This window comes from Klebsiella sp. CN_Kp073 (assembly GCF_040065495.2).
Lineage (GTDB): Bacteria > Pseudomonadota > Gammaproteobacteria > Enterobacterales > Enterobacteriaceae > Klebsiella > Klebsiella aerogenes.
Genome location: NZ_CM198051.1, coordinates 2,295,707 through 2,318,830 on the forward strand (window position 1 = coordinate 2,295,707; position 23,124 = coordinate 2,318,830).

Sequence of the window (23,124 nt, forward strand, 5' to 3'; positions counted from 1 at the left end):
CTTTTACTTAGAATCAGGATTTGACTGCCCATGAAGGGTAAATATAAAGCCGCTCTTGCGCTGTTATTAGCTCTAATTTTGCTGCCGTTGGCCCTGCTGGCCACATTAACGCATTGGGTTCCGACGCTGGCGGGTATCTGGCTGCCGGTCGGCACGCGGATCTCGCTTGGCGAAAGTCCGCGCCTGACGCGCTCCTCGTTGGTTATCCCCGATTTACGCTACCTGGTGGGCGATTGTGAAATTGCTCGCGTCAGCAACGCGCGTCTTACCCGTCCCAGCCGCTGGCGGTTACACCTGAGTGAACTGGATATCAATAGCGCCTGCCTGGCTAAGATCCCCGCCAGCGAGCCGCTCTCCGGCGCGCCGCGAACCCTCGCCGAGTGGCAATCGATGCTGCCGTATAGCTGGTTAACTATCGACAATCTGCGCCTGTCGCCGTGGGAAAAATGGCAGGGAAAACTGGTGATGTCGTTGACGCCTGGGCAGCAGGATATCGGTTATTCAGGCAAAGAGGTCACGCTACAGGCGAAACTGCGCGGCCAGACCTTAACGGTCAGCAATTTCAGCGCGCGGCTGGTGGAAGATCAGGCGCCAGTTAAGCTGGTCGGTGAATTCGAAATGCCGCTGGTGCCGGATGGCCTACCGGTCGACGGTCATCTGGTCAGCACTTTCGAATTCCCGCAAACGCCGGGTCTGGTGGATGCGGAACTGGAATGGCAGAAAAATCGCGGCCAGCTGCTGGTCACGCCGCGCGGCGAGGTCGAGCCGATGCTCGACCTGCCGTGGGAAATAACCCCTGAACGTATCACCATCAGCGACGGGCGCTGGAACGCGGTTTATGCCGGCTATCCGCTTAGCGGGCGGGTGGCGCTATCGGTTGGCGACTGGCAAAAAGGCACCGAAGAGATGGAAATCAGCGGCCGGCTCAATGTGTTAACGCACGGTGAAGCCGGTAAGGGGAACGCCGTGCTGAACATTGGCCCAGGTAAGCTAAGCATGGATCACAGCGACATGCCGCTCAGCCTGACCGGCGAAGCCAAGCTCGACGATATGATTTTTTACGCCGTGCTGCCCGCGAAACTCAGCGGGCCGCTAACGACGCCGGAGCTGGTTTTTCATCCCGGCGCGCTGCTGCGCTCGCGCGGGCGGGTGATTGACTCGCTGAATATCGATGAGATCCGCCTGCCGTTGGCGGGAGTGAAAGTGACTCAGCAGGGGGTGGATGGCCGCCTGCAGGCGATACTGCGCGCCCACGAACAGGAAATGGGCGATTTCATCCTGCATCTGGATGGGCAGGCCGACAACTTTATGCCCGACCGCGGTCGCTGGTCGTGGCGATACTGGGGAGATGGTCACTTTACGCCGATGCAGGCGCGCTGGGATGTGAAGGGCGCCGGCGAGTGGCGGGACAGCGCCATTATTCTTAACAGCCTGTCGACCGGGTTCGATAAGCTACAGTACGGCACCATGCTGGTCAGCACACCGCGCCTGACCCTCGATAAACCCATTCACTGGCTGCGCAGTGAACAGCATCCAAAATTCAGCGGCGCGTTGTCGCTTGATGCCGGTAAAACCACTTTCAGCGGCGGCAGCGTTCTGCCGCCGTCAACGCTAAAATTCAATATTGATGGCCGCGATCCGACCTGGTTCCTGTTTAACGGCTCATTACACGCGGAGAAAATCGGCCCGATTCGTCTGACCGGCCGTTGGGACGGCGAACGCCTGCGTGGCCAGGCCTGGTGGCCGAAACAGTCGCTTAGCGTATTCCAGCCGCTGATCCCGCCGGACTGGAAAATGACCCTGCGTGAAGGTGATATGTATGCGCAGGTAGCATTTTCCGCGGCAGCCGGGCAGGGCTTTGAGGCCGGGGGCCACGGCGTCTTAAAAGGCGGTAGCGCCTGGATGCCGGACAACCAAATCAACGGCGTCGACTTTGTTCTGCCATTCCGCTTCAGCGGCGGAAGCTGGCAGCTCGGTACCCGCCGTCCGGTTTCGCTGCGCATTGGCGAAATCGTCAACCAGTTTACCGCCAAAAATCTCAGCGCCGATCTCCAGGGAACATGGCCCTGGAGCGAGCAGGATCCGCTGGAATTGAGCAACGTCAATGTTGATATCCTTGGCGGCAAGCTGACCATGCAGCAGCTAAGGATGCCGCAGCATCAGCCGGCGCTACTGCGTCTGCAGAATATCTCCAGTAGTGAATTAATCAGCGCCATCAAAGTAAAACAGTTTGCGGTGTCTGGCGCGTTTAACGGCGCGTTACCGTTATGGCTGAACAACGATCGGTGGATTATTAAAGACGGCTGGTTTAGCAACCCCGGCCCGATGACCATGCGTCTGGATAAAGATACCGCCGATGCGCTGGTGGCCGACAACGTTTCCGCCGGCGCGGCGATCAACTGGCTGCGCTATATGGAAGTCTCGAAATCCTGGACGCGTATCAACCTTGATAATCTCGGCAAGCTGACGATGAGCGCGGCGATTAGCGGCACCAGCCGGGTGGACGGAAAAAGCAGCACTGTGCATTTAAACTATACCCATGAAGAGAATATTTTCGATCTGTGGCGCAGCTTGCGCTTCGGCGATAATTTGCAGGCATGGCTTGAGCAGAATGCGAAACTGCCCGCCCCGCGCTGTACGGATACATGTAAGGAACCAAAATGATAAAACTGTTCGCCGCGGCGCTGGCGACCCTGCTGCTGGCAGGCTGTACGCCGCGTATTGAAATCGCCGCGTCCAAGGAGCCGATCACCATCAATATGAATGTCAAAATTGAGCATGAGATTCATATTAAGGTGGATAAGGACGTCGAAAATCTGCTGAAGTCGCGTAGCGATCTGTTCTGAGGCGATAATGAAAAAACGACTGCTGACAGCCACCCTGGCGTTAATGCTATTGAGTAGCCCGGCGCTGGCGCTGACCTTGAATGAGGCGCGGGCGCAGGGGCGGGTGGGGGAAACGCTGAACGGCTACCTGGCGCCGCTGAAACAGGATGCGCAGACGTTGGCGTTAGTTAAACAGATTAATGCCGCGCGCAGCGAAAGCTATCAGCAACTGGCGGATGACAATAATCTGCCGGTGGATGAAGTGGCGAAAATGGCCGGGCAGAAGCTGGTCGCCCGGGCGCAGCCGGGGGAATATGTGCAGGGTATTAACGGCAAATGGCTGCGCAAATAGTTAACGATAGCGTTTACGGTATTCGCCGGGCGATACGCCGAAGCGCTGCTTAAACGCAGTCGAAAAATGGCTATGGTCGGTAAAGCCCCAACTGTAGCCAATTCCCGCCAGCTTCTCTTCATCGTGGGCGTTTTGTAGCGCCCGTGCGCACAGGTCGAGACGCCGGTTTTTAATATACTGCGCGACCACCAGCCCCTTATCGGCAAACAGGCGGTACAGGCTGCGTACCGACATGCCGGTTTCCCCGGCCAGCCACTCCGGACGCAGCTGCTCTGACTGTATCGACTCATCTATCAACGCCATGATTTTTTGAAATTGCTTGTCCCGGCGCGTCGGCGGCGCGTCATGCTGCTGCAGCATTGGGCGTAACAGGCAGACGATAGCCTCCAGCGCCGCTTCGCCTTCGCTTTCTGAGAGCGCCGGGCTGCGCATACTTTCTTGCAGCAGCCGTTGGCTAAGCTGGACCATCGGCAGCGTTTTATTCAGCCGGGTGGCGATGCTGATGTCGCTGCCGTGCAGCTGGCTTTCCACAAGCTGGCGGGGCAGCAGCAGCGAAGCCTGTTTTGACGTTTGTTGCCAGAAGATAGAGCAGGGACGTGAGGCATCAATGAGCGTGATATCGCCGGCCTCAAGCACTACCTGGCGCTCGTCCTGCTCGATAGCCGCCTGGCCCTCGAGCTGAAAAACGGTATAGAACCAGGCGTCGTTGTCGCGTTTAATTTCATTACGGGTGCGGTAAAGATTGACGCCGCGGGCGGTGACGGTACTGACTTTGAGGCTGCCGGTATAGCTTGCATCAATCTCGCCATGGAACGCGCCTTCCAGCGGACGGGCGGCAAAATGGCCGCATACCTGATTAATCTTCGCTAACCAACGCTGATAGTCCTGCCCGTTTTCTACCGTCGCCATCGTCTGCATCCTGTAAAAATAATGTTTCTGTATTGTTGCATTTACGCCGTGAGTGGCAAGAGCGCAGCGTGGAGTATATGAAAGAACTATTACCTGCGGCACATTTCGCCGCCTGCCAGGGGGCTTAATTGCGGGGCCTGTCACAGCGGCAAAAATGATTGTCACAGAGAAAAAAGCGCAAATGGCTGACCCGTCCTAGACTGTGTGCACTATCCGCGAACAATAAGGAAGTCGCATGTCCACATCACAGGTCGCGCTGCTCGCCAGCGTACAGCAATTTCTCGACAGACAGCATGGCTTATATATTGATGGCAACCAGCAGGCGGCGCAGAGCGAAAAACGCTTAACCGTCTGGGACCCGGCCACCGGCCAGGCGATTGCCACGACGGCAGATGCTAATGCCGCCGACGTTGACCGCGCGGTGATGTCCGCCTGGCGCGCTTTTGTCGGCCGTAGCTGGGCCGGGCGCACGCCGGCCGAGCGCGAACGGATCCTGTTGCGCTTCGCCGATCTGGTGGAACAGCATGGTGAAGAGCTGGCGCAGCTCGAAACCCTTGAACAGGGTAAGTCGATCAATATCTCGCGCGCGTTTGAAGTCGGTTGCACCCTCAACTGGATGCGCTACACCGCCGGATTGACCACTAAAATCAGCGGCCGTACGCTGGACGTTTCCATTCCGTTCCCGGAAGGCGCGCGCTATCAGGCGTGGACCCGTAAAGAGCCGGTTGGGGTGGTGGCGGGGATTGTTCCCTGGAACTTCCCGCTGATGATCGGCATGTGGAAGGTGATGCCGGCGCTGGCCTCCGGTTGTTCCATTGTGATTAAACCCTCTGAGACCACGCCGTTAACCCTGCTGCGAGTCGCGGAGCTGGCCACGGAGGCCGGGATCCCGGACGGCGTCTTTAACGTCGTCACCGGTAGCGGCGCCGAGTGCGGGGCGGCCTTAACCACCCATCCGCAGGTGGCGAAAGTGAGCTTCACCGGTTCGACCGCCACCGGCAAACAGATTGCCCGCGCGGCGGCCGATCGCCTGACCCGCGTAACCCTTGAACTCGGCGGCAAAAACCCGGCCATCGTGCTGAAAGATGCCGATCCGCAGTGGGTGATTGAAGGGTTAATGACCGGAAGTTTCCTCAATCAGGGGCAGGTATGCGCCGCCAGTTCGCGGATCTATATCGAAGCGCCGCTGTTTGATAACCTGGTCGCTGGCTTTGAGCAGGCGGTCAAGTCGCTGCAGGTGGGGCCGGGAATGGTTGAAACGACGCAAATTAACCCGGTGGTGTCGCAGGCGCACTGCGCCAAAGTGGCCGCTTATCTGGACGAAGCGCGTAAGCAAAACGCCGAGCTGATCAGCGGTAACGTTGGACCGAATGGTAACGGTTTTTATATTGCGCCGACGCTGGTGATTAATCCGGATGCCGGGCTGCGCCTGAATCGCGAAGAGGTGTTTGGCCCGGTGGTGAACCTGGTGCGCGTCGCCGATGGCGAAGAGGCGCTACGCTTAGCCAACGACAGTGATTTTGGCCTCACCGCCAGCGTCTGGACCCGCGACCTGACTCAGGCGCTGAACTATACCGATCGTCTGCAGGCCGGTACAGTATGGGTCAACAGCCATACGCTGATTGATGCCAACCTGCCGTTCGGCGGGATGAAGCAGTCCGGTACCGGGCGCGATTTTGGTCCGGATTGGCTGGACGACTGGTGCGAAACCAAATCGGTGTGCGTGCGCTACTGATTTTTTGTCGGATGGCGCTACGCTTATCCGACCTACGGTTCGTGCGGCCTGCCTTTAATTTATTCACCACGCTGGCTGACACTACTGGTGCTGGTGATCTCAAAACCCCCCGGTGGCGCTGCCGCTTACCGGGGCTACAGTGCTGTGCGATTTGGTAGCCCGGAGAAGGCGCACATACCTCTTCCCCCTGAGCGCTGATTTGCTATGATCGGCGCTCTTTTTTTCTGATGTTGCCCCGCTATGTGGAATGATGCGCTTTGCTATCAGCAGTACGGCGCGCCGGAAACGGTGCTCGCGCTGCATCACCTGCCGTTGCCGCCGCTGGCGCCCGGACTTGTTCGGGTACAAATGCGCTATGCGCCGGTCAACCCTTCCGATCTGATTCCCATTACCGGCGCTTACCGCCATCGTACGACGCTGCCATCGGTAGCGGGCTATGAAGGTGTTGGTGTGGTGATTGAAGACGCGACGAGTGGGCGTCCACGACTGGGGCTGCGGGTTCTGCCGCTGCGCGGCGCCGGAACCTGGCAGCGTTATCTTGATATTGACCCGCGCTGGCTGGTGCCGGTCGCTGAAGAGATAGATGACATCCTGGCCGCGCGCGGCTATATCAATCCGCTGACCGCAATGCTGATGCTGACGCGCTGGCCGGTGGCGGGGAAACATCTGCTTTTGACCGCGGCTTCATCGTCCTGCGCCAGCTTGCTGGGACAGTGGGCGCTCGCCATGGGCGCGCGTTCGGTAAGCGGTATTATTCGCTCGCCGCAGCACATCCCGCGCTTACAGCAGTATGGCGTCTATCCGCTACTCGAAGGTGACAGGGCGCTGATTGAACAAGTGAGTCAGTACAGCGATCTGGTGTTTGATGCGGTGGGCGGTGAGCTGGCTGACTTTCTGCTATCGGTACTGCCGCAGTCGTCAACGCTTGTCTCTTACGGCTTGCTATCCGGTAAACCGCTCACCCAGACGCGAGGCAGCGCATCGGTACGCAAATTTCATCTGCGGGAGGCCTTACCAACACTCAGCGTCGATGCGTGGCAGGCTGCTTTTACGGCGATCTGGCGACAGCTGTCGACCACGGCGCAGCCTGCAGCGCAGGTGATAAAGCTGCGCGACTGGCGTGAAGCGATTGCCGCCGCAGGCCAGCCGGGAAGAAGCGGTAAAATCCTGCTCGATTTTACCGCGGGTTAAGATTATTTTTTCTTCTCGCCAAGCGTTGGGGTTTCGTCAAAGAAGTTCCACGGCTTGAGCAGCGCGTGCGCCCACTCGGTCGGCATGATCGGCCACTCTTCGGCGCGCGCGACGTGCGTGGTGCCGGTGGTAATCCATACGACGTCATCGTGGTTAGTCAGCGACTCATCATCCTTTGCGTACTGGCCTAAGCCGGTATCCTGGGCGGAGCGGTTGGGATATTTTCCTTCCGGATAACGTTCGCCTGGATGGTAGCGCGTCACCCACAGCTGTTTATCCATAAAGCTCAGACGATGATATATCCACTCGTCCGGGGCGAACCTGGCGCCGGTCGCCGCCGGGTGCGTGCCGCCGGCATAAGGGATAATCTGGTAAGAGACCGGGTTACCCATGCGGTTCTCTTTGCTGGTGTTGCTCAGCAGGCGGATGGTGCCAGGGTCGAATTTCTGCGCCGCTTTCTGCTCGCTATCGATTGTGTACTGATTCACCTGCATGGTGCTGGTGCGCGGGCCGCCGGCGGTGTTTGGCTTCACTTCAGGATCCATCGCCACCAGGGTGTTGTTTTCGCCGTCCACGTCGAGATCGAGGCGGAAATTATAAATATGCTGGTGGGTGGTGCCGACAATATTATGGTCGATCAGCGTCCCGTAGCGGGTATCCTCTTTGGCGCTGGGGTCGTGCATGGTCTTCGCCATCACGCCTTTAACGGCTTCAATCCCGGTGGCGCCGGCATCGATGCCGATGGTGCCGTTGTCGTGGAACACCCAGTCAAAGATATAATCATAGTTCCCGACGGTACTGATCCAGCGTACCACCAGTTCCCGGCGCTCGGTGCTGACGTTAGGTTTGCCCATTTCCAGATGCTTATATTCCGGCCCGGCATAGCGTTCAAATATGGCGACCGCGCCGGGAATCGTGGTCGGTTTGCCGGTGTAATCGGCGATAGTTTCATCCAGCAGTACCGCATTCGATGGCGCATCTTTGCCGCGGACAATCGGCGATGTCAGAGTGCCCATGCCGTAATCGCCGGAGTCGAGGTAGGCTTTGAAATACCAGCCGACGTCCGGGTCGCCGTAGGGAACGATCATCCCGCCGAGGGAACCTTCATACATCACCTGGCGTTTTGTGCCGTTATCGTTGTAAGTCACCGTCGAGAGAATGGGCCCGACGCGCGAGTTAAGGCGCAGGTGGAAATCCCAGTTCCGCCAGTGGATGGTATCGCCGGTAATCGTATAGTTTTTGCCTTCCGGTTCGGTAATATCCAGCGGTTTCACCGCCGCGGCGTTGCGGTCTCGGCCATCATAAGGTCGTGGTTCCATTGGGACCGGGATCACCGGGCCTTCTTCAATTTTGATAATTTTCTTCGCTTCAAGGTCGACCACCGCCACCAGGTTTTCAATCGGGTGCGCCCAGTAGTTGCCGTCGCCGGTATCCAGATAACTGACTACCTTCAGCAGACGCGCATCCTGCTGCAGGCCATCTTTGCCATCAAAGTAGCCAACGGTGAGCGGCGTGGTGACCACTTTGCTGGGATCGGTGATACCGTGCTTTTTCAGCACCTCAGCGAATTCGCTGCTGGCATTGATAATGTTCTGCACGCTGACAAAATCATCGAGCAGCACCATCCCGTGGGCGCCTTTAATTGGCGTCCATGAGAGGATTTTTTTGTTTTGCAGATCGACGACGGCTTCAATGACATGTTTGCCATCGAGCATCACCACATCGGCGGTGCGCGGGGCATCAACGGGCGTTCCCTGCAGGGCAAAGGCCCATACCGCCGCCTTGTCCGGTTCGTGTAAGGAAATCTCAGTAAAGCGGGTATTCGGCTGGAACTCCGGCGCGGCTTTAACAATGGTCACCGCTTCACCGATTTCCGCCGCCGAGAGGGAGTTTAACGGGTGAGGGCGCTTTTCTACCTGGAAGGTCTGATCGAGACCGGACTGGAACACATCGTTGATAAAGGTATCGGAGACCCAGGCTTTACCTTCCTTCATTACCACCGGCACCTGTAGATCAAGGGATTTACCGTTGACGATCGCCGTTTTGGCGCCGGGCTTGACTTTGACGTAAGCGCCGTCTTTTATCAGGGTAAACATTTGCGCGTAGTCATCCCACTGCACGTCGGCGCCGAATTCCTGCAGCGTTTTATCCAACGGCACCATGTGCGCTTCGCTACCGTGAGCGAAGACCGGTGATTGCCAGGCGCAAATCACCGCGACAGCCAGCGCCAGCGCGGTTTTACGAGGGGAAAACATTAAGCCGTTTGCCATTGTGACCTCATCTTATTGTTGTGTTGTTATTGCCGCTGCGAATGTCGGCTTTGTTACGCTTACCCTAGCAGTCTGCTGCTCAGGAACGTTTGTTTGCTTTTGCCAGCTTGTTTGTCAGTTTTGCCAGACGGACGTAAAAAATGCCTCCGTAGAGGCATTGAGAACGTGCGCCGTTTTTTTTGCCGGGTGGCGGCTGACGCCTTACCCGGCCTACCCAACCGGGTTTGACTGTCTGTAGGCCCGCGCAAGCGCAGCGCCGCCGGGCGATTTTCAGCGCATCACGCCGGGAAATCTCCCTGCTGGCGCGCCACCAGGGTAAGAATGGAATACAGTGCCACCGCCTGCTGGTGCTGGTTGAAAATCTCAACAGCCCATTCAACGACGCCGGTGGCTTTCTCATCGGCGCTGCGCTGACGTTTAACCGTTTTCCGCTTACAGGTCAGGCGAACCTGAATGGTGTCTCCCGGTTTGACGGGTTCAATAAAGCGCAGGTTTTCCATGCCATAGTTGGCGATAACCGGCCCGACGCCGGCATCGACGAATAGCCCGGCCGCTGCGGAGATCAGGAAATAGCCGTGAACCACCCGCTCGCCGAAAATCGACTCGGCGGCGGCGATTTTGTCCATATGCGCATAGAAATGGTCGCCGCTCAGGCAGGCGAAGTTAACGATATCCGCTTCGGTCAGGGTTCTCCGCGGGGTTAATAAGCTATCGCCAGGCTGGATTTCTTCGAAGTATTTACGGAAGGGATGAATGCGGTCTTCGCTAACCTGCGCGCCACGCACCCACTGCTGGCCGATGGTCGCCAGCATCGTTGGGCTGCCCTGGACCGCGGTACGCTGCATATAGTGTTTCACCGAACGCAGCCCGCCAAGCTCTTCTCCGCCGCCAGCGCGGCCGGGGCCGCCGTGTACCAGCTGCGGCAGCGGCGAGCCGTGGCCGGTTGACTCTGCCGAAGACTCCTCGTTAAGGATCTGAATACGACCATGCGCGCGCGCGGCGCCAAGGATAAACTCGCGCGCCAGTTCGCCGCTGGCGGTGACCAACGTCCCGGCCAGACTACCGCCGCCGGCGCGCGCCAGCGTCAGCGCATGCTGGCGGTCACGATATGGCATCAGTGTCGCCACCGGGCCAAAAGCCTCAATGGCGTGGACTGCCGGCGTTTCATCCGGCTGTGAGCAGTACAACAGGGTCGGCGGGAAGAATGCGCCGTCAGCATTAAGATCTGCCTGTCCGCCAAGCAGGGCTTCGCAGCCGGCGGCAATCAGTTTATTGACGTTATCCTGCACATCCTGACGCTGTTCGCTATTAACCAGGGCCCCCATTTTAACGCCCTCCTGCGCAGGGTCACCGACGGTTACTTTATGCAGGCGGGAGATCAGTGCATCGCTAACCGCATTAATCTGAGCTAGTGGCACAATGATTCTGCGGATAGCGGTACATTTTTGCCCGGCTTTCGCCGTCATCTCGCGGACCACTTCCCGAATAAACAGCGCGAATTCCGGTTGCTCCGGGGTGACATCTTCGCCTAATACGCAGCAGTTGAGCGAATCAGCTTCCATGGTAAAGGGAATGGATTTGGCCACCAGGTTAGGATGCGACCGTAGCTGCTGGCCGGTGGCGGCAGAGCCGGTAAAGGTCACCACGTCCTGGCTATCGAGATGGTCGAGAAGATCGCCCGCGCCGCCGCAAATCAGGCTGATGGCGCCTTCCGGCACCAGGCCGCTGTCGACAATCGCTTTTACCATCGCCTGGGTGAGCTGGGCGGTAGCGGTTGCCGGTTTAATGATAGCCGGCATACCGGCAAGCCACGTGGGCGCCAGTTTTTCCAGCATTCCCCAGCAGGGGAAGTTGAAGGCGTTGATATGTACGGCGACGCCCGACTTCGAGGTCAGCACGTGACGTGCGGCAAAACCGCCCTGTTTGGAGAGCGGAATTAGCTCGTCCTCCGGCCACAGGATATCGTCCGGCAGTTCGCGACTACCTAGCCCGGCATAAGTGAACAAAGTACCGATACCGCCTTCAATATCCACCCAACTGTCGGCGCGGGTTGCGCCGGTTTGCGCCGAGATGGCGTAGAACTCGGCTTTCTGCTCCAGCAGGTGTTTCGCCACTGCTTTCAGCATCGCGCTACGTTCAATAAAGGTCATCGCCTGCAGGGCTTTGCCACCGCGTTCAATCGCGAAGCGGCGCGCCTGCGCCATATCCAGTCCTTCACTGGTCACCTCCCAAAGCGCCGCGCCAGTAATGGCGTGATGGATAGTACGGGCGCGGCCCCGGCCGGTCTGCCAGGCGCCGGATAAGTAACTGGCTAACTGCTGCATCGCAAATCTCCAAATATGTTACGTGTGATATCTATAAATAGTTCTTTTATGAATCATAAAAATCAAGCCCGTATTTAATATTTTATTAACATTGTGATCGGTGGTTAATTAGCTGTTGTGCTTATCTTGCTGTTTTATTTGCCATTTACAAAAGGTTTTGCGGTTATCATCACAAAAAGAACAAACAAAATTTGTGGTTTTATTTAACCAATATGTAACCTTCAATAAACAAAGTGATTCACATAAATGTTTTTGTTGTGAATATCGGAATCATAAAGGTGATGACGTGACAGAAGAACAACGCTTTGACCAGCGCATCGCGCAGGAAACGGCCATCGAACCGCAGGACTGGATGCCGGATGCCTATCGTAAGACCTTGATTCGGCAGATAGGCCAGCACGCGCACTCGGAAATTGTCGGCATGCTGCCGGAAGGCAACTGGATCACCCGCGCGCCGACGCTGCGCCGCAAAGCGATCCTGCTGGCTAAGGTACAGGATGAGGCCGGGCATGGGCTTTATCTCTATAGCGCCGCGGAAACGCTGGGCTGCGCGCGGGAAGACCTGTATCAGAAAATGCTCGACGGGCAGATGAAATACTCCTCCATTTTTAACTATCCGACCCTCAGCTGGGCGGATATCGGCGTGATCGGCTGGCTGGTCGATGGCGCGGCCATCGTCAACCAGGTGGCGCTGTGCCGGACCTCTTACGGCCCCTATGCCAGGGCGATGGTCAAAATCTGCAAAGAAGAGAGCTTTCACCAGCGTCAGGGATTTGAAGCCTGCATGGCGCTGGCGCAGGGCAATGACGCGCAGCGGCAGATGCTGCAGGACGCTATTAACCGCTTCTGGTGGCCGGCGCTGATGATGTTTGGCCCCAACGATGACAACTCGCCGAACAGCGCCCGCAGCATGGCGTGGAAAATCAAACTGCACTCCAACGACGAGTTGCGTCAGCGCTTCGTCGATAACACCGTGCCGCAGGTAGAGATCCTCGGCATGACCGTACCGGACCCGGATTTGCGCTTTGATGAAGCCAGCGGCCACTACCGCTTCGGCGAAATCGACTGGCAGGAATTTAACGAGGTAATTAGCGGCCGTGGGATTTGCAATCACGAACGACTGGCCGCCAAACGTAAGGCCTGGGAAGAGGGCGAGTGGGTGCGCGAAGCCGCGTTGGCCCATGCGCAAAAACAGCAGGCCCGCAGCGCGGCATGAGGAGAGAGAACATGAGCAAAGTTTACTGGCCGTTATATGAAGTGTTCGTTCGTAGCAAACAGGGGTTATCCCATCGCCACGTTGGCAGTCTGCACGCCGCCGACGATCAAATGGCGCTGGAGAACGCCCGCGATGCCTATACCCGCCGCAGCGAAGGCTGCTCGATTTGGGTGGTGAAGGCCAGCGAAATCGTTGCTTCGCAGCCGGAAGAGCGCGGCGAATTCTTCGACCCGGCGGAAAGCAAAGTCTACCGTCATCCGACTTTCTATACCGTGCCGGACGGCATGGAACATATGTGAGGCGGCGATGAATACCCCTAACCCCGTAGCCACCTACGCCCTGCGTCTTGGCGACAATGGTCTGGTTCTGGCCCAGCGTTTAGGCGCCTGGTGCGGCCATGCTCCCGAGCTCGAGATCGATCTTGCGCTGGCCAACATCGGCCTGGACCTGCTCGGCCAGGCGCGCAATTTTTTAAGCTATGCCGCCGAGCTTAACGGCTGCGGCGACGAAGATACGCTGGCCTTTGGCCGCGATGAGCGCCAGTTCAGCAACCTGCTGCTGGTGGAGCAGCCCAACGGCAATTTTGCCGACACTATCGCCCGTCAGTTCTTTATCGACGTCTGGCACGTCGCCCTGTTCAGCCGTCTGGTGAACAGCCGCGATACGCAGCTGGCGGCCATTGCCGCTAAAGGGCTGAAAGAGGTGCGTTACCACCAGCGCTTTAGCCGCGGCTGGCTGGAGCGTCTTGGTAACGGCACCGAGGAATCAAATCGCAAAATGCAGCAGGCGGTCGACAATCTGTGGCGCTTCACCGGCGAACTGTTCCTTGCCGATGAAGTAGATCTCCTCCTGGTTGAGCAGGGCATTGCGGTTGATCCGCGCGAGCTTCAGGCCGAATGGCAAAGCGCGGTACACACGGCGCTGCTCGACTCCGGCTTACAGATCCCGCAGGAAGCGGCTTTCCGCAGCGGCGGCAAACAGGGGCTGCACAGTGAACATCTCGGCCCATTGTTGGCGGAGATGCAGTATCTGCAGCGTTCGCATCCCGGACTGCAGTGGTAAGTGAGGTGACTATGCAACGTCTTGCCGACATCGCTCCAGCAGAGGTTCGTACCATCTGGGGATTATTAAGCGCGATCCCGGATCCGGAAGTGCCGGTACTCACTATCACCGATCTCGGTATGGTGCGCAGCGTCGCGCGCCACGGCGACGGTTGGGTGATTGGCTTTACCCCGACCTATTCGGGCTGTCCGGCGACGGAGCATCTGCTGGGCGAGATCCGCGCGGTCATGAGCGAGCATGGCTTTGTGCCGGTACATATCGTCCTGCAGCTGGATCCGCCGTGGACCACCGACTGGATGAGCCAGGATGCCCGCGAGCGACTGCGCCAGTACGGCATCAGCCCACCGCAGGGGCACGCCTGCCATGCGGACATGCCCGCCGAGGTGAGCTGTCCGCGCTGCGGCAGCACCCATACCTCGCTGATTAGCGAATTCGGTTCCACGGCCTGCAAAGCGCTCTATCGCTGCGACAGCTGCCGCGAACCTTTTGATTACTTTAAATGTATTTGAGGTTGCCATGACGACGTTCCATTCGCTTAAGGTGGCGAGAGTCGAGCCGGAAACCCGCGATGCGGTGACCATCACTTTTGCGATTCCGCAAGCCCTGCAGGCGGAGTATTGCTTTCGTCCGGGCCAGCATCTGACGCTAAAAGCCCGTCTGGGCGGCGAAGAACTGCGCCGCTGTTATTCCATTTGTCGCAGCCGCACGCCCGGCGAAATTAGCGTCGCGGTCAAAGCTATCGACGGCGGGCGCTTTTCGCGCTACGCCCAGCACGATATCCAGCAGGGTATGGAGCTGGAAGTGATGGTGCCGCAGGGGCATTTCGGTTATCAACCGCAGGCTGAACGGCAGGGTGAATATCTGGCGATTGCCGCCGGTTCCGGGATCACGCCGATGATGGCGATCATTAGCGCGACGCTGGCGACCGAGCCGCAAAGCCGCTTCACGCTGATCTACGGCAACCGCAGCAGCCATAGCATGATGTTCCGCCAGGCGCTGGCCGATTTAAAAGACCGCTATCCGCAGCGCCTGCAGGTGATACACCTGTTTAGCCAGGAGTCGATGGACAGCGATCTTTTACAGGGGCGCATTGACGGCGACAAACTGCGCCAACTCTCCGCGCGTTTACTGGATTTCAGCCGTTTCGATGACGCCTTTATCTGTGGACCGGCGGCGATGATGGACGACGCGGAAGCAACGTTACGTGAACTTGGCGTAGCGGAGAAATCGATTCATCTCGAACGCTTTAATACACCTGGCGGCAATGTGAAGCGCGCCGCCGGCGTACAGGCGGAAGGGCGCACGGTAACCATCCGCCAGGACGGGCGCGATCGGCTGATCGCCCTCAGCGCCGAAGACGACAGCATCCTGGATGCCGCATTGCGTCAGGGCGCGGATCTACCATTTGCCTGTAAGGGCGGGGTATGCGCCACCTGTAAATGCAAAGTGCTGCGTGGCGAAGTGGCGATGGCCGCCAATTACAGTCTGGAAGCGGATGAGCTGGCGGCGGGTTACGTACTGAGCTGCCAGTCGTTACCGACCAGCGGCGATGTGGTAGTCGACTTTGACGCGCGGGGGATGGCATGAGTGACCTGCTGATCCACCGTCATGGCCGGGTGTTACAGCTGACGCTGAACCGCCCGCAGGCCCGCAACGCGCTGAACAATGCCCTCTTAACCCAGATTGCCGAGGTGCTGGAGGCAGCGTCAATTGATGACAGCGTCGGCGTCTGCGTTATCAGCGGTAACGCGCGTTTTTTCGCCGCCGGGGCTGACCTCAACGAAATGGCTGAAAAAGATCTGCCTGCCACCCTTGATGATATTCGCCCACGGTTGTGGGGGCGAATCGATGCCTTTACTAAACCGCTCATCGCTTCGGTCAACGGCTACGCGCTGGGCGCCGGCTGCGAGCTGGCCCTGCTGTGCGACCTGATTGTCGCCGGTGACAACGCCCGTTTTGGCCTGCCGGAAATTACCCTCGGCATTATGCCGGGCGCTGGCGGCACCCAGCGGCTGATCCGCAGCGTAGGTAAGGCGCTGGCCAGCCGGATGGTGCTGAGCGGCGAAAGTATTGACGCCCGCCAGGCCCAGCAGGCCGGGTTGGTCAGCGATATCCATCCGGCGGCGTTAACCGATGAGTACGCCCTGAAACTGGCTGCCACCATCGCCCGCCATTCGCCGCTGGCGCTACGGGCGGCAAAACAGTCGCTGCGCCTGTCGCAGGAAGTCAGCCTGCAGGCCGGTCTGCAACAGGAGCGCCAGCTGTTTAGCCTGCTGAGCGCCACCGAGGACCGCCGCGAAGGCATCGACGCCTTCTTACAAAAACGTACACCGGAATTTAAAGGACGCTAATCGTGGAAGCTTTCATTCTCAGCGCAGTGGAACAGGGCGTCATGACCATTACCCTCAATCGCCCGGACCGCCTCAACAGTTTTAACGATCTGATGCATCAACAGCTGGCGGAATGTCTGAAGCAGGCCGAGCGCGATGACGGCATACGTTGCTTGCTGATCACCGGCGCCGGTCGCGGCTTTTGCGCCGGCCAGGATTTGAACGACCGCAATGTCGACCCCAGCGGCCCGCCGCCGGATCTCGGCATGTCGGTAGAACGCTTTTACAACCCGTTAGTGCGCCGTCTGGCGGCGCTGCCGAAGCCGGTCATCTGCGCGGTCAACGGCGTGGCCGCTGGCGCAGGCGCAACCCTGGCGCTGGGCTGCGATATCGTGCTGGCTGCGCGTTCGGCCAAATTTGTGATGGCGTTCAGTAAGCTCGGCCTGGTGCCGGACTGCGGCGGCAGCTGGTTCCTGCCGCGGGTGGCCGGCCGCGCTCGCGCAATGGGGCTGGCGCTGCTGGGCGATAGCCTAAGCGCGGAACAAGCCGCGCAGTGGGGAATGATCTGGCAGCTAGTGGACGATTCAGAACTGGCGGATACCAGTCTGCAGCTGGCGCGCCATCTGGCGGCGCAACCGACGTTTGGTCTTGGGCTGATTAAAAAGGCGCTGCTGGCTTCTGAAACCAACAGTCTCGACGCGCAGCTGGACCTGGAGCGCGATTATCAGCGTCTGGCCGGGCGCAGCGATGATTACCGCGAAGGGGTCAGCGCGTTTCTGGCCAAACGACCACCACAGTTCAGCGGGAAATAGGCCATGACAACATCCTTATCCACGGTGGCAGTGATCGGCAGCGGCACCATGGGAGCTGGTATTGCTGAAGTGGCCGCCGCAGCCGGACATCCGGTGCGTATTTTTGATATTAACCCTAAGGCCGTAGGCCAGGCGATAGAGGGTATCGCCGGGCGTCTGGCGTCGCGCGTTGCGCGGGGCAAACTGGCCCCTGAGCAGGCCGACGCGCTGCTGGCGCGCCTGCATCCGGCCCACGATTTAGCCGCGCTTGCCGATGCAGATTTAGTGATCGAAGCGGCCTCTGAACGTCTGGAAGTAAAAAAGGCGCTGTTCGCGCAGTTGGCGGAGATCTGCGCGCCGTCAACGCTGTTGACCAGTAATACCTCGTCTATTTCGATTACCGCCATCGCCGCCGGGGTCAAAAACCCGGAGCGGGTGGCCGGGCTGCACTTTTTTAATCCGGCGCCGGTGATGAAGCTGGTCGAGGTGGTGAGTGGCCTGGAGACTTCTGCGGAGGTGGTAGAGCAGCTGTGCCAGTGCGTAAGCGGCTGGGGGAAACAGCCGGTGCACTGCCGCTCAACGCCCGGTTTTATCGTTAACCGCGTAGCGCGTCCGTTCTACGCCGAGGCCTGGCGCGCGCTGGAAGAGCAGGTTGCCGCCCCTGAGGTTATCGATGCCGCTTTGCGTGACGGCGGCGGTTTTCCGATGGGACCGCTGGCGTTGACTGACCTGATTGGCCAGGACGTCAACTTCGCCGTGACCTGTTCGGTGTTTAACGCCTTCTGGCAGGACCGCCGTTACTTGCCGTCGCTCCTCCAGCAAGAGCTGGCGCTGGCCGGGCGATTGGGTAAAAAGAGCGGCCACGGCGTCTATCGCTGGCCCGCGGAGACGCAGCCGGACGCGGCGCTGCCGTCGGTATCTACTGGCGCTCAATCCATTACGGATGTAAGTGACAACGTCACTGAATTGGATGAGCTCTTGTTGCTGGAGACCGAAGGCGAGACGGCGCTGGCGCTAAGCGTTAAGCATCACCGCCCGGTGGTGGTATATGACCTGTGCGCCAGCAATACGGTGGTGCTGGCCGCAGCGGCGACCAACGCGCCAGCGGCCACTGATAAGGCCGTGCATTACTTCCAACAGCAGGGCAAGAAAGTGCTACGTATCGCCGATTATCCCGGACTGCTGGTGTGGCGCACGGTGGCGATGCTAATCAACGAAGCGTTGGATGCGGTGCAAAAAGGGGTCGCCAGCGCGCAGGATATCGATACCGCCATGCGCCTTGGCGTCAACTATCCGCAAGGCCCGCTGGCGTGGGGAGAACGCCTTGGCTGGCGGCGGGTGCTGCAACTGCTGGAGAACCTGCAACACCATTATGGCGAGGAGCGCTATCGCCCCTGTTCCCTGTTGCGCCAGAAGGCGCTGATGGAGAAGCACCATGAGCAATGATCCGTGGCGCAACGCGCGCGTGATGTACGAAAAAGATACCTGCGCCAGAAAGATGGGGATCGAACTTATCGAAATGGACGACGGCTTTGCGCAGATGAGCATGACCGTCTCGGCGGACATGCTTAACGGCCATCAAACCTGCCACGGCGGTCAGCTATTTACGCTTGCCGATACCGCTTTCGCTTACGCCTGTAACAGCCAGGGGCTGGCGGCGGTGGCCTCGGCGGCGAGCATTGATTTTCTTCGTCCGGCGTTTGCCGGCGACAGGCTGGTCGCCACCGCCAGAGTTAAACAACAGGGCAAGCTGACCGGCGTCTACGACATCGAAATTGTTAATCAACAGCAAAAGATTGTGGCCCTGTTTCGCGGCAAATCGCACCGCATCGGCGGCACAATCACGGGAGAAGTGTAATGCGCGACGCCTTTATTTGTGACGGGATCCGCACGCCGATTGGCCGCTACGGCGGAGCGCTGGCCGGCGTCCGCGCCGACGATCTTGCGGCGATCCCGCTGCGTGAGCTGCTGAGCCGCAATCCCGGGCTCGACCCGGCAGCGATTGATGATGTGATTTTCGGCTGTGCTAACCAGGCCGGTGAAGATAACCGCAACGTAGCGCATATGGCGACGTTGTTGGCCGGTTATCCGCATACCGTGCCGGGCACCACGATTAACCGCTTGTGCGGATCGGGTCTGGATGCAATCGGTTTTGCCGCCAGGGCGATCAAAGCCGGCGATGCCGATCTGTTGATTGCCGGCGGCGTGGAATCGATGTCGCGCGCGCCGTTCGTGATGGGAAAAGCCAGCGCGCCTTATCAGCGTCAGGCGGAACTCTTCGATACCACGATTGGCTGGCGTTTTGTGAACCCGCTCATGGCGCAACAATTCGGAACTGACAGCATGCCGGAAACGGCAGAGAATGTAGCTGAATTGTTAAATATCAGCCGGGCCGACCAGGACGCTTTCGCCTGGCGCAGCCAGCAGCGCACGGCGCAGGCCCAGCGCGATGGCATTCTGGCGCAGGAAATCGTGCCGGTGCAGATCATCGGCAAGAAAGGCGCGGTCAGCGCGGTACGCGATGATGAGCATCCCCGCCCGGAAACTACGCTTGAGCAACTCGCGCTATTAAAAGCGCCGTTCCGTAAAGGCGGAGTCATTACGGCCGGGAATGCTTCCGGCGTTAACGATGGCGCAGCGGCGCTGATTATCGCCAGTGAACAGCAGGCCAGCGTACAGGGGCTCACGCCGCGCGCGCGTATCGTGGCGATGGCGACGGCGGGTGTTGAGCCGCGCCTGATGGGTTTGGGGCCGGTACCTGCGGTGCGTAAAGTGCTGGAGCGCGCCGGACTCAATATTAACGATATGGATCTGATAGAGCTGAATGAGGCCTTCGCCGCGCAGGCGCTGGGGGTGCTCAGACAACTCGGCGTGCCGGATGATGCGGCGCACGTGAATCCCAACGGCGGCGCTATCGCGTTAGGTCATCCGCTGGGCATGAGCGGCGCGCGGCTGGCGCTGAGCGCCAGCCTTGAGCTGCAACGCCGGGGCGGGCGCTATGCGCTGTGTACGATGTGTATTGGCGTGGGTCAGGGCATTGCCATGATCCTTGAGCGAGTGTGAGCTAATTTACCTGCGAGTACCCTACAATGATAACTACTACAAAATTAGATCCGATTGAAACCGCATCGCGTGACGAACTGCAGGCCCTGCAAACCCAGCGCCTGAAATGGACGCTGAAGCATGCGTATGAAAATGTGCCGATGTATCGCCGCAAATTCGACGCAGCAGGCGTGCACCCTGACGACTTCCGGGAATTAAACGATCTGAAAAAATTCCCCTGTACTACCAAACAAGATCTGCGCGACAACTATCCGTTCGATACCTTCGCGGTGCCGATGGAGCAGGTGGTGCGCATTCACGCCTCATCCGGCACCACCGGCAAACCGACGGTGGTGGGTTATACGCAAAACGATATTGATAACTGGGCCAATATTGTCGCCCGTTCGCTGCGTGCGGCCGGTGGTTCAGCGAAAGATAAAATTCACGTCGCCTACGGCTACGGCCTGTTTACCGGCGGCCTTGGCGCGCACTACGGCGCGGAACGTTTAGGCGCGACGGTGATCCCGATGTCCGGCGGTCAGACCGAGAAACAGGCGCAGTTAATCCGCGACTTTCAGCCGGATATGATCATGGTGACGCCGTCCTACTGCCTGAATCTGATTGAAGAGCTGGAACGCCAGATGGGCGGCGATGCCCGCGGTTGTTCATTGCGGGTCGGCGTGTTTGGCGCCGAGCCGTGGACGATGGCGATGCGCGCGGAAATCGAGCGCCGCCTGGGGATCACCGCGCTGGATATTTACGGTTTGTCGGAAGTCATGGGTCCGGGCGTAGCGATGGAGTGTCTGGAAACCGTTGACGGCCCGACCATCTGGGAAGACCACTTCTTCCCGGAAATCGTCAACCCGGACGACGGTACGCCGCTGGAAGATGGCGAGCATGGCGAACTGCTGTTTACCACCTTGACCAAAGAAGCGCTGCCGGTGATCCGCTATCGTACCCGCGACCTGACGCGCCTGCTGCCGGGAACCGCGCGGACCATGCGCCGCATGGATCGCATCAGTGGACGCAGCGATGATATGTTGATTATCCGCGGAGTTAACGTCTTCCCCTCGCAGCTGGAAGAGGAGATCCTCAAGTTTGAACACCTGGCGCCGCACTATCAGTTAGAGGTGAATCGCCGCGGTCATCTTGATTCGCTGGCGGTACGCGTTGAGCTGAAAGAGAGTGGGCTGGCGTTGAGTCATGAACAACGCTGCCAGATTTGCCATCAGTTGCGTCACCGTATTAAGTCAATGGTCGGGATTTCTACCGATATTACTATCGTCAACTGCGGCAGCATTCCTCGCTCTGAAGGAAAAGCTTGCCGGGTATTCGACCTGCGTAAAGCGGTGGTTAGCGGTTAAATCTCTCCCGGTAACCCGGCTGAGGCCTTTACGCCGTAAGCCGGGAATTTCCTGTGCTATGATTCATAAAGGAAAAATATAACAACAGAATGAATCAGATGAGTAAACTCGACGCCTTTATTCAACAAGCTGTAACGGCGATGCCGATTAGCGGCACGTCATTAATTGCCTCGCTGTATGGCGACGCCTTATTACAACGCGGTGGGGAAGTATGGCTGGGTAGCGTCGCGGCGCTGCTTGAAGGATTAGGTTTCGGCGAGCGCTTTGTACGCACCGCGCTATTTCGTCTCAATAAAGAAGAGTGGCTCGACGTCGTCCGTATCGGCCGGCGCAGCTTTTATCGCCTGAGCGATAAAGGACTACGTCTGACCCGGCGCGCGGAACATAAAATCTACCGGGCGAACGCCCCGGAATGGGACGGAACCTGGCTGCTGCTACTGTCGGAAGGATTAGAAAAAACGGTTCTGGCGGAAGTCAAAAAGCAACTGCTATGGCAGGGATTTGGCGCGCTGGCGCCGAGCCTGCTGGCCTCGCCGTCGCAAAAGCTGGCCGATGTCCAATCGCTGCTACATGAAGCGGGCGTCGCTGAAAACGTCATCTGTTTTGAAGCCCATTCGCCGCTGGCGCTCTCAAGGGCGGCGCTGCGCGACCGCGTAGAAGAGTGCTGGCATCTCACCGAACAAAATGAGATGTACGAGGCGTTTATCGCATTGTTCCGACCGTTACTGCCGCTGCTGCGCGACAGCGAACCGTCAGAGCTGACGCCGGAGCGCTGTTTCCAGATCCAACTGCTGCTTATCCATTTCTATCGCCGGGTGGTATTAAAAGACCCGCTGCTGCCGGAAGAGCTCCTGCCTGCGCACTGGGCCGGGCAAACCGCGCGGCAGCTGTGTATCAATATTTATCAGCGCGTGACGCCCGGCGCGCTGGCCTTTGTCGGCGAAAAAGGCGAAAGCTCGGTTGGCGAGCTTCCCGCGCCGGGGCCGCTTTATTTTCAACGCTTTGGCGGTTTGCCGGGCGTCTAAGGAGGTTGCATGCCGATTTATCAGATTGATGGGCTGACGCCAGTGGTGCCGGACGAGAGCTATGTTCATCCGACGGCGGTGCTGATTGGCGATGTGATCCTGGGAAAAGGGGTCTATGTTGGGCCAAATGCCAGCCTGCGCGGCGATTTTGGCCGTATTGTAGTAAAAGACGGAGCCAATATTCAGGATAACTGCGTCATGCACGGCTTCCCCGGCCAGGATACGGTGGTGGAAGAGGACGGTCACATCGGCCACGGCGCAATTCTGCACGGCTGCGTGATTGGTCGCAACGCGCTGGTGGGGATGAGCGCGGTAATTATCGACGGGGCGGTAATTGGCGAAAACAGTATTGTCGGCGCATCGGCCTTCGTAAAAGCGAAAGCGGAAATGCCCGCCAATCATTTAATTATCGGCAGTCCGGCGAAAGCGATTCGTACGCTGAGCGAGCAGGAACTGGAGTGGAAAAAACACGGTACCCGTGAATACCAGGTGCTGGTGGAACGCTGTAAGCAGTCGCTGCATCAGGTGGAGCCATTAAAAGAGATAGAGGCCGGGCGTAAGCGTCTGGAATTTGATGAAAACCTGCGGCCAAAATCGGCGAGCTGAATGTGACTATTGTTTTTATTATAGCGTGACCGCTCCGGTACAGGTTTGTTGCTGCCCGGACACGGGGCGGCGAACGTCATAA

General features: G+C 58.7%; 21 protein-coding genes. 18 read left to right on the top strand and 3 right to left on the bottom strand.

Features of this window, described 5'->3' with window-relative positions:
* Positions 1-30 precede the first annotated feature (30 nt).
* From ABLV66_RS11040 to ABLV66_RS11050, 3 genes are read left to right on the top strand one after another with little or no spacing between them, the layout of a single operon-like run.
* The gene (locus ABLV66_RS11040; protein WP_348876721.1) at positions 31-2,664 is read left to right on the top strand and encodes a YdbH family protein; all 2,634 of its coding nucleotides are present in this window, start codon (positions 31-33) and stop codon (positions 2,662-2,664) included.
* Positions 2,661-2,846 (top strand): YnbE family lipoprotein, encoded by a 186-nt coding sequence (locus ABLV66_RS11045; protein ID WP_015366326.1) that lies wholly within the window; start codon positions 2,661-2,663, stop codon positions 2,844-2,846. Before ABLV66_RS11040 ends, ABLV66_RS11045 begins: the two co-directional genes overlap by 4 nt.
* 7 nt (positions 2,847-2,853) lie before the next feature.
* The gene (locus ABLV66_RS11050) at positions 2,854-3,177 is read left to right on the top strand and encodes a YdbL family probable chaperone protein (protein WP_047048925.1); all 324 of its coding nucleotides are present in this window, start codon (positions 2,854-2,856) and stop codon (positions 3,175-3,177) included.
* Here ABLV66_RS11050 and feaR read toward each other — a convergent pair whose 3' ends face one another.
* Positions 3,178-4,086, bottom strand: coding sequence for a transcriptional regulator FeaR (feaR, locus tag ABLV66_RS11055; RefSeq protein WP_047067835.1), 909 nt, complete (start codon positions 4,084-4,086; stop codon positions 3,178-3,180).
* Positions 4,087-4,321: 235 nt separating this feature from the next.
* Between feaR and ABLV66_RS11060 the strand changes: the two genes are divergently transcribed.
* Both ABLV66_RS11060 and ABLV66_RS11065 read left to right on the top strand, forming a co-directional pair.
* Positions 4,322-5,821, top strand: coding sequence for an aldehyde dehydrogenase family protein (locus ABLV66_RS11060; protein ID WP_348876720.1), 1,500 nt, complete (start codon positions 4,322-4,324; stop codon positions 5,819-5,821).
* A 240-nt stretch (positions 5,822-6,061) separates the two neighbouring features.
* Positions 6,062-7,012 carry a zinc-dependent alcohol dehydrogenase family protein gene (locus ABLV66_RS11065; RefSeq protein ID WP_348876719.1) on the top strand — a complete coding sequence of 317 codons (951 nt, stop codon included), beginning with the start codon at positions 6,062-6,064 and terminating at the stop codon, positions 7,010-7,012.
* A gap of 2 nt (positions 7,013-7,014) precedes the next feature.
* Here the strand turns inward: ABLV66_RS11065 and tynA are convergent, their stop codons facing one another.
* Positions 7,015-9,282, bottom strand: coding sequence for a primary-amine oxidase (gene tynA / locus ABLV66_RS11070; protein ID WP_047038140.1), 2,268 nt, complete (start codon positions 9,280-9,282; stop codon positions 7,015-7,017).
* Between the two features lie 278 nt (positions 9,283-9,560).
* Positions 9,561-11,606, bottom strand: coding sequence for a phenylacetic acid degradation bifunctional protein PaaZ (gene paaZ, locus ABLV66_RS11075; protein ID WP_348874632.1), 2,046 nt, complete (start codon positions 11,604-11,606; stop codon positions 9,561-9,563).
* Positions 11,607-11,892: 286 nt separating this feature from the next.
* Here paaZ and paaA point away from each other — a divergent pair, with 286 nt between their 5' ends.
* The 13 genes from paaA (at position 11,893) to paaY (ending at position 23,042) form a co-directional block, all read left to right on the top strand.
* On the top strand, positions 11,893-12,822 hold the full coding sequence (gene paaA, locus ABLV66_RS11080) for a 1,2-phenylacetyl-CoA epoxidase subunit PaaA (RefSeq protein ID WP_025713674.1): 930 nt from the start codon (positions 11,893-11,895) through the stop codon (positions 12,820-12,822).
* Positions 12,823-12,833: 11 nt separating this feature from the next.
* Positions 12,834-13,121, top strand: coding sequence for a 1,2-phenylacetyl-CoA epoxidase subunit PaaB (gene paaB, locus ABLV66_RS11085; protein WP_004224492.1), 288 nt, complete (start codon positions 12,834-12,836; stop codon positions 13,119-13,121).
* Between the two features lie 7 nt (positions 13,122-13,128).
* Complete coding sequence (gene paaC / locus ABLV66_RS11090; protein ID WP_348876718.1) at positions 13,129-13,884, top strand: 1,2-phenylacetyl-CoA epoxidase subunit PaaC; 756 nt, start codon at positions 13,129-13,131, stop codon at positions 13,882-13,884.
* Positions 13,885-13,895: 11 nt separating this feature from the next.
* Positions 13,896-14,393, top strand: coding sequence for a 1,2-phenylacetyl-CoA epoxidase subunit PaaD (gene paaD / locus ABLV66_RS11095; protein ID WP_047079065.1), 498 nt, complete (start codon positions 13,896-13,898; stop codon positions 14,391-14,393).
* 7 nt (positions 14,394-14,400) lie between these two features.
* Entirely contained in the window at positions 14,401-15,471 is a 1,071-nt protein-coding gene (gene paaE / locus ABLV66_RS11100) for a 1,2-phenylacetyl-CoA epoxidase subunit PaaE (RefSeq protein ID WP_213292497.1), read from the top strand.
* On the top strand, positions 15,468-16,235 hold the full coding sequence (gene paaF, locus ABLV66_RS11105; RefSeq protein WP_038422444.1) for a 2,3-dehydroadipyl-CoA hydratase PaaF: 768 nt from the start codon (positions 15,468-15,470) through the stop codon (positions 16,233-16,235). Before paaE ends, paaF begins: the two co-directional genes overlap by 4 nt.
* Before the next feature lie 2 nt (positions 16,236-16,237).
* Positions 16,238-17,026 (top strand): 2-(1,2-epoxy-1,2-dihydrophenyl)acetyl-CoA isomerase PaaG, encoded by a 789-nt coding sequence (gene paaG / locus ABLV66_RS11110; protein WP_047048894.1) that lies wholly within the window; start codon positions 16,238-16,240, stop codon positions 17,024-17,026.
* A gap of 3 nt (positions 17,027-17,029) precedes the next feature.
* Positions 17,030-18,451: a 3-hydroxyacyl-CoA dehydrogenase PaaH gene (paaH, locus tag ABLV66_RS11115; protein ID WP_348876717.1), complete on the top strand. Its 1,422-nt coding sequence runs from the start codon at positions 17,030-17,032 to the stop codon at positions 18,449-18,451.
* Positions 18,441-18,863 (top strand): hydroxyphenylacetyl-CoA thioesterase PaaI, encoded by a 423-nt coding sequence (paaI, locus tag ABLV66_RS11120; RefSeq protein ID WP_023279988.1) that lies wholly within the window; start codon positions 18,441-18,443, stop codon positions 18,861-18,863. The genes paaH and paaI overlap by 11 nt, the downstream gene beginning before the upstream one ends.
* On the top strand, positions 18,863-20,068 hold the full coding sequence (gene pcaF, locus ABLV66_RS11125) for a 3-oxoadipyl-CoA thiolase (RefSeq protein ID WP_025713681.1): 1,206 nt from the start codon (positions 18,863-18,865) through the stop codon (positions 20,066-20,068). Before paaI ends, pcaF begins: the two co-directional genes overlap by 1 nt.
* 26 nt (positions 20,069-20,094) lie before the next feature.
* A complete protein-coding gene (gene paaK / locus ABLV66_RS11130; RefSeq protein ID WP_348876716.1) occupies positions 20,095-21,411 on the top strand; it encodes a phenylacetate--CoA ligase PaaK in 1,317 nt (438 codons plus the stop codon).
* 98 nt (positions 21,412-21,509) lie between these two features.
* A complete protein-coding gene (gene paaX / locus ABLV66_RS11135; RefSeq protein WP_026612287.1) occupies positions 21,510-22,436 on the top strand; it encodes a phenylacetic acid degradation operon negative regulatory protein PaaX in 927 nt (308 codons plus the stop codon).
* Between the two features lie 9 nt (positions 22,437-22,445).
* Complete coding sequence (gene paaY / locus ABLV66_RS11140; protein WP_047048885.1) at positions 22,446-23,042, top strand: phenylacetic acid degradation protein PaaY; 597 nt, start codon at positions 22,446-22,448, stop codon at positions 23,040-23,042.
* The last annotated feature ends 82 nt before the right edge of the window (positions 23,043-23,124 follow it).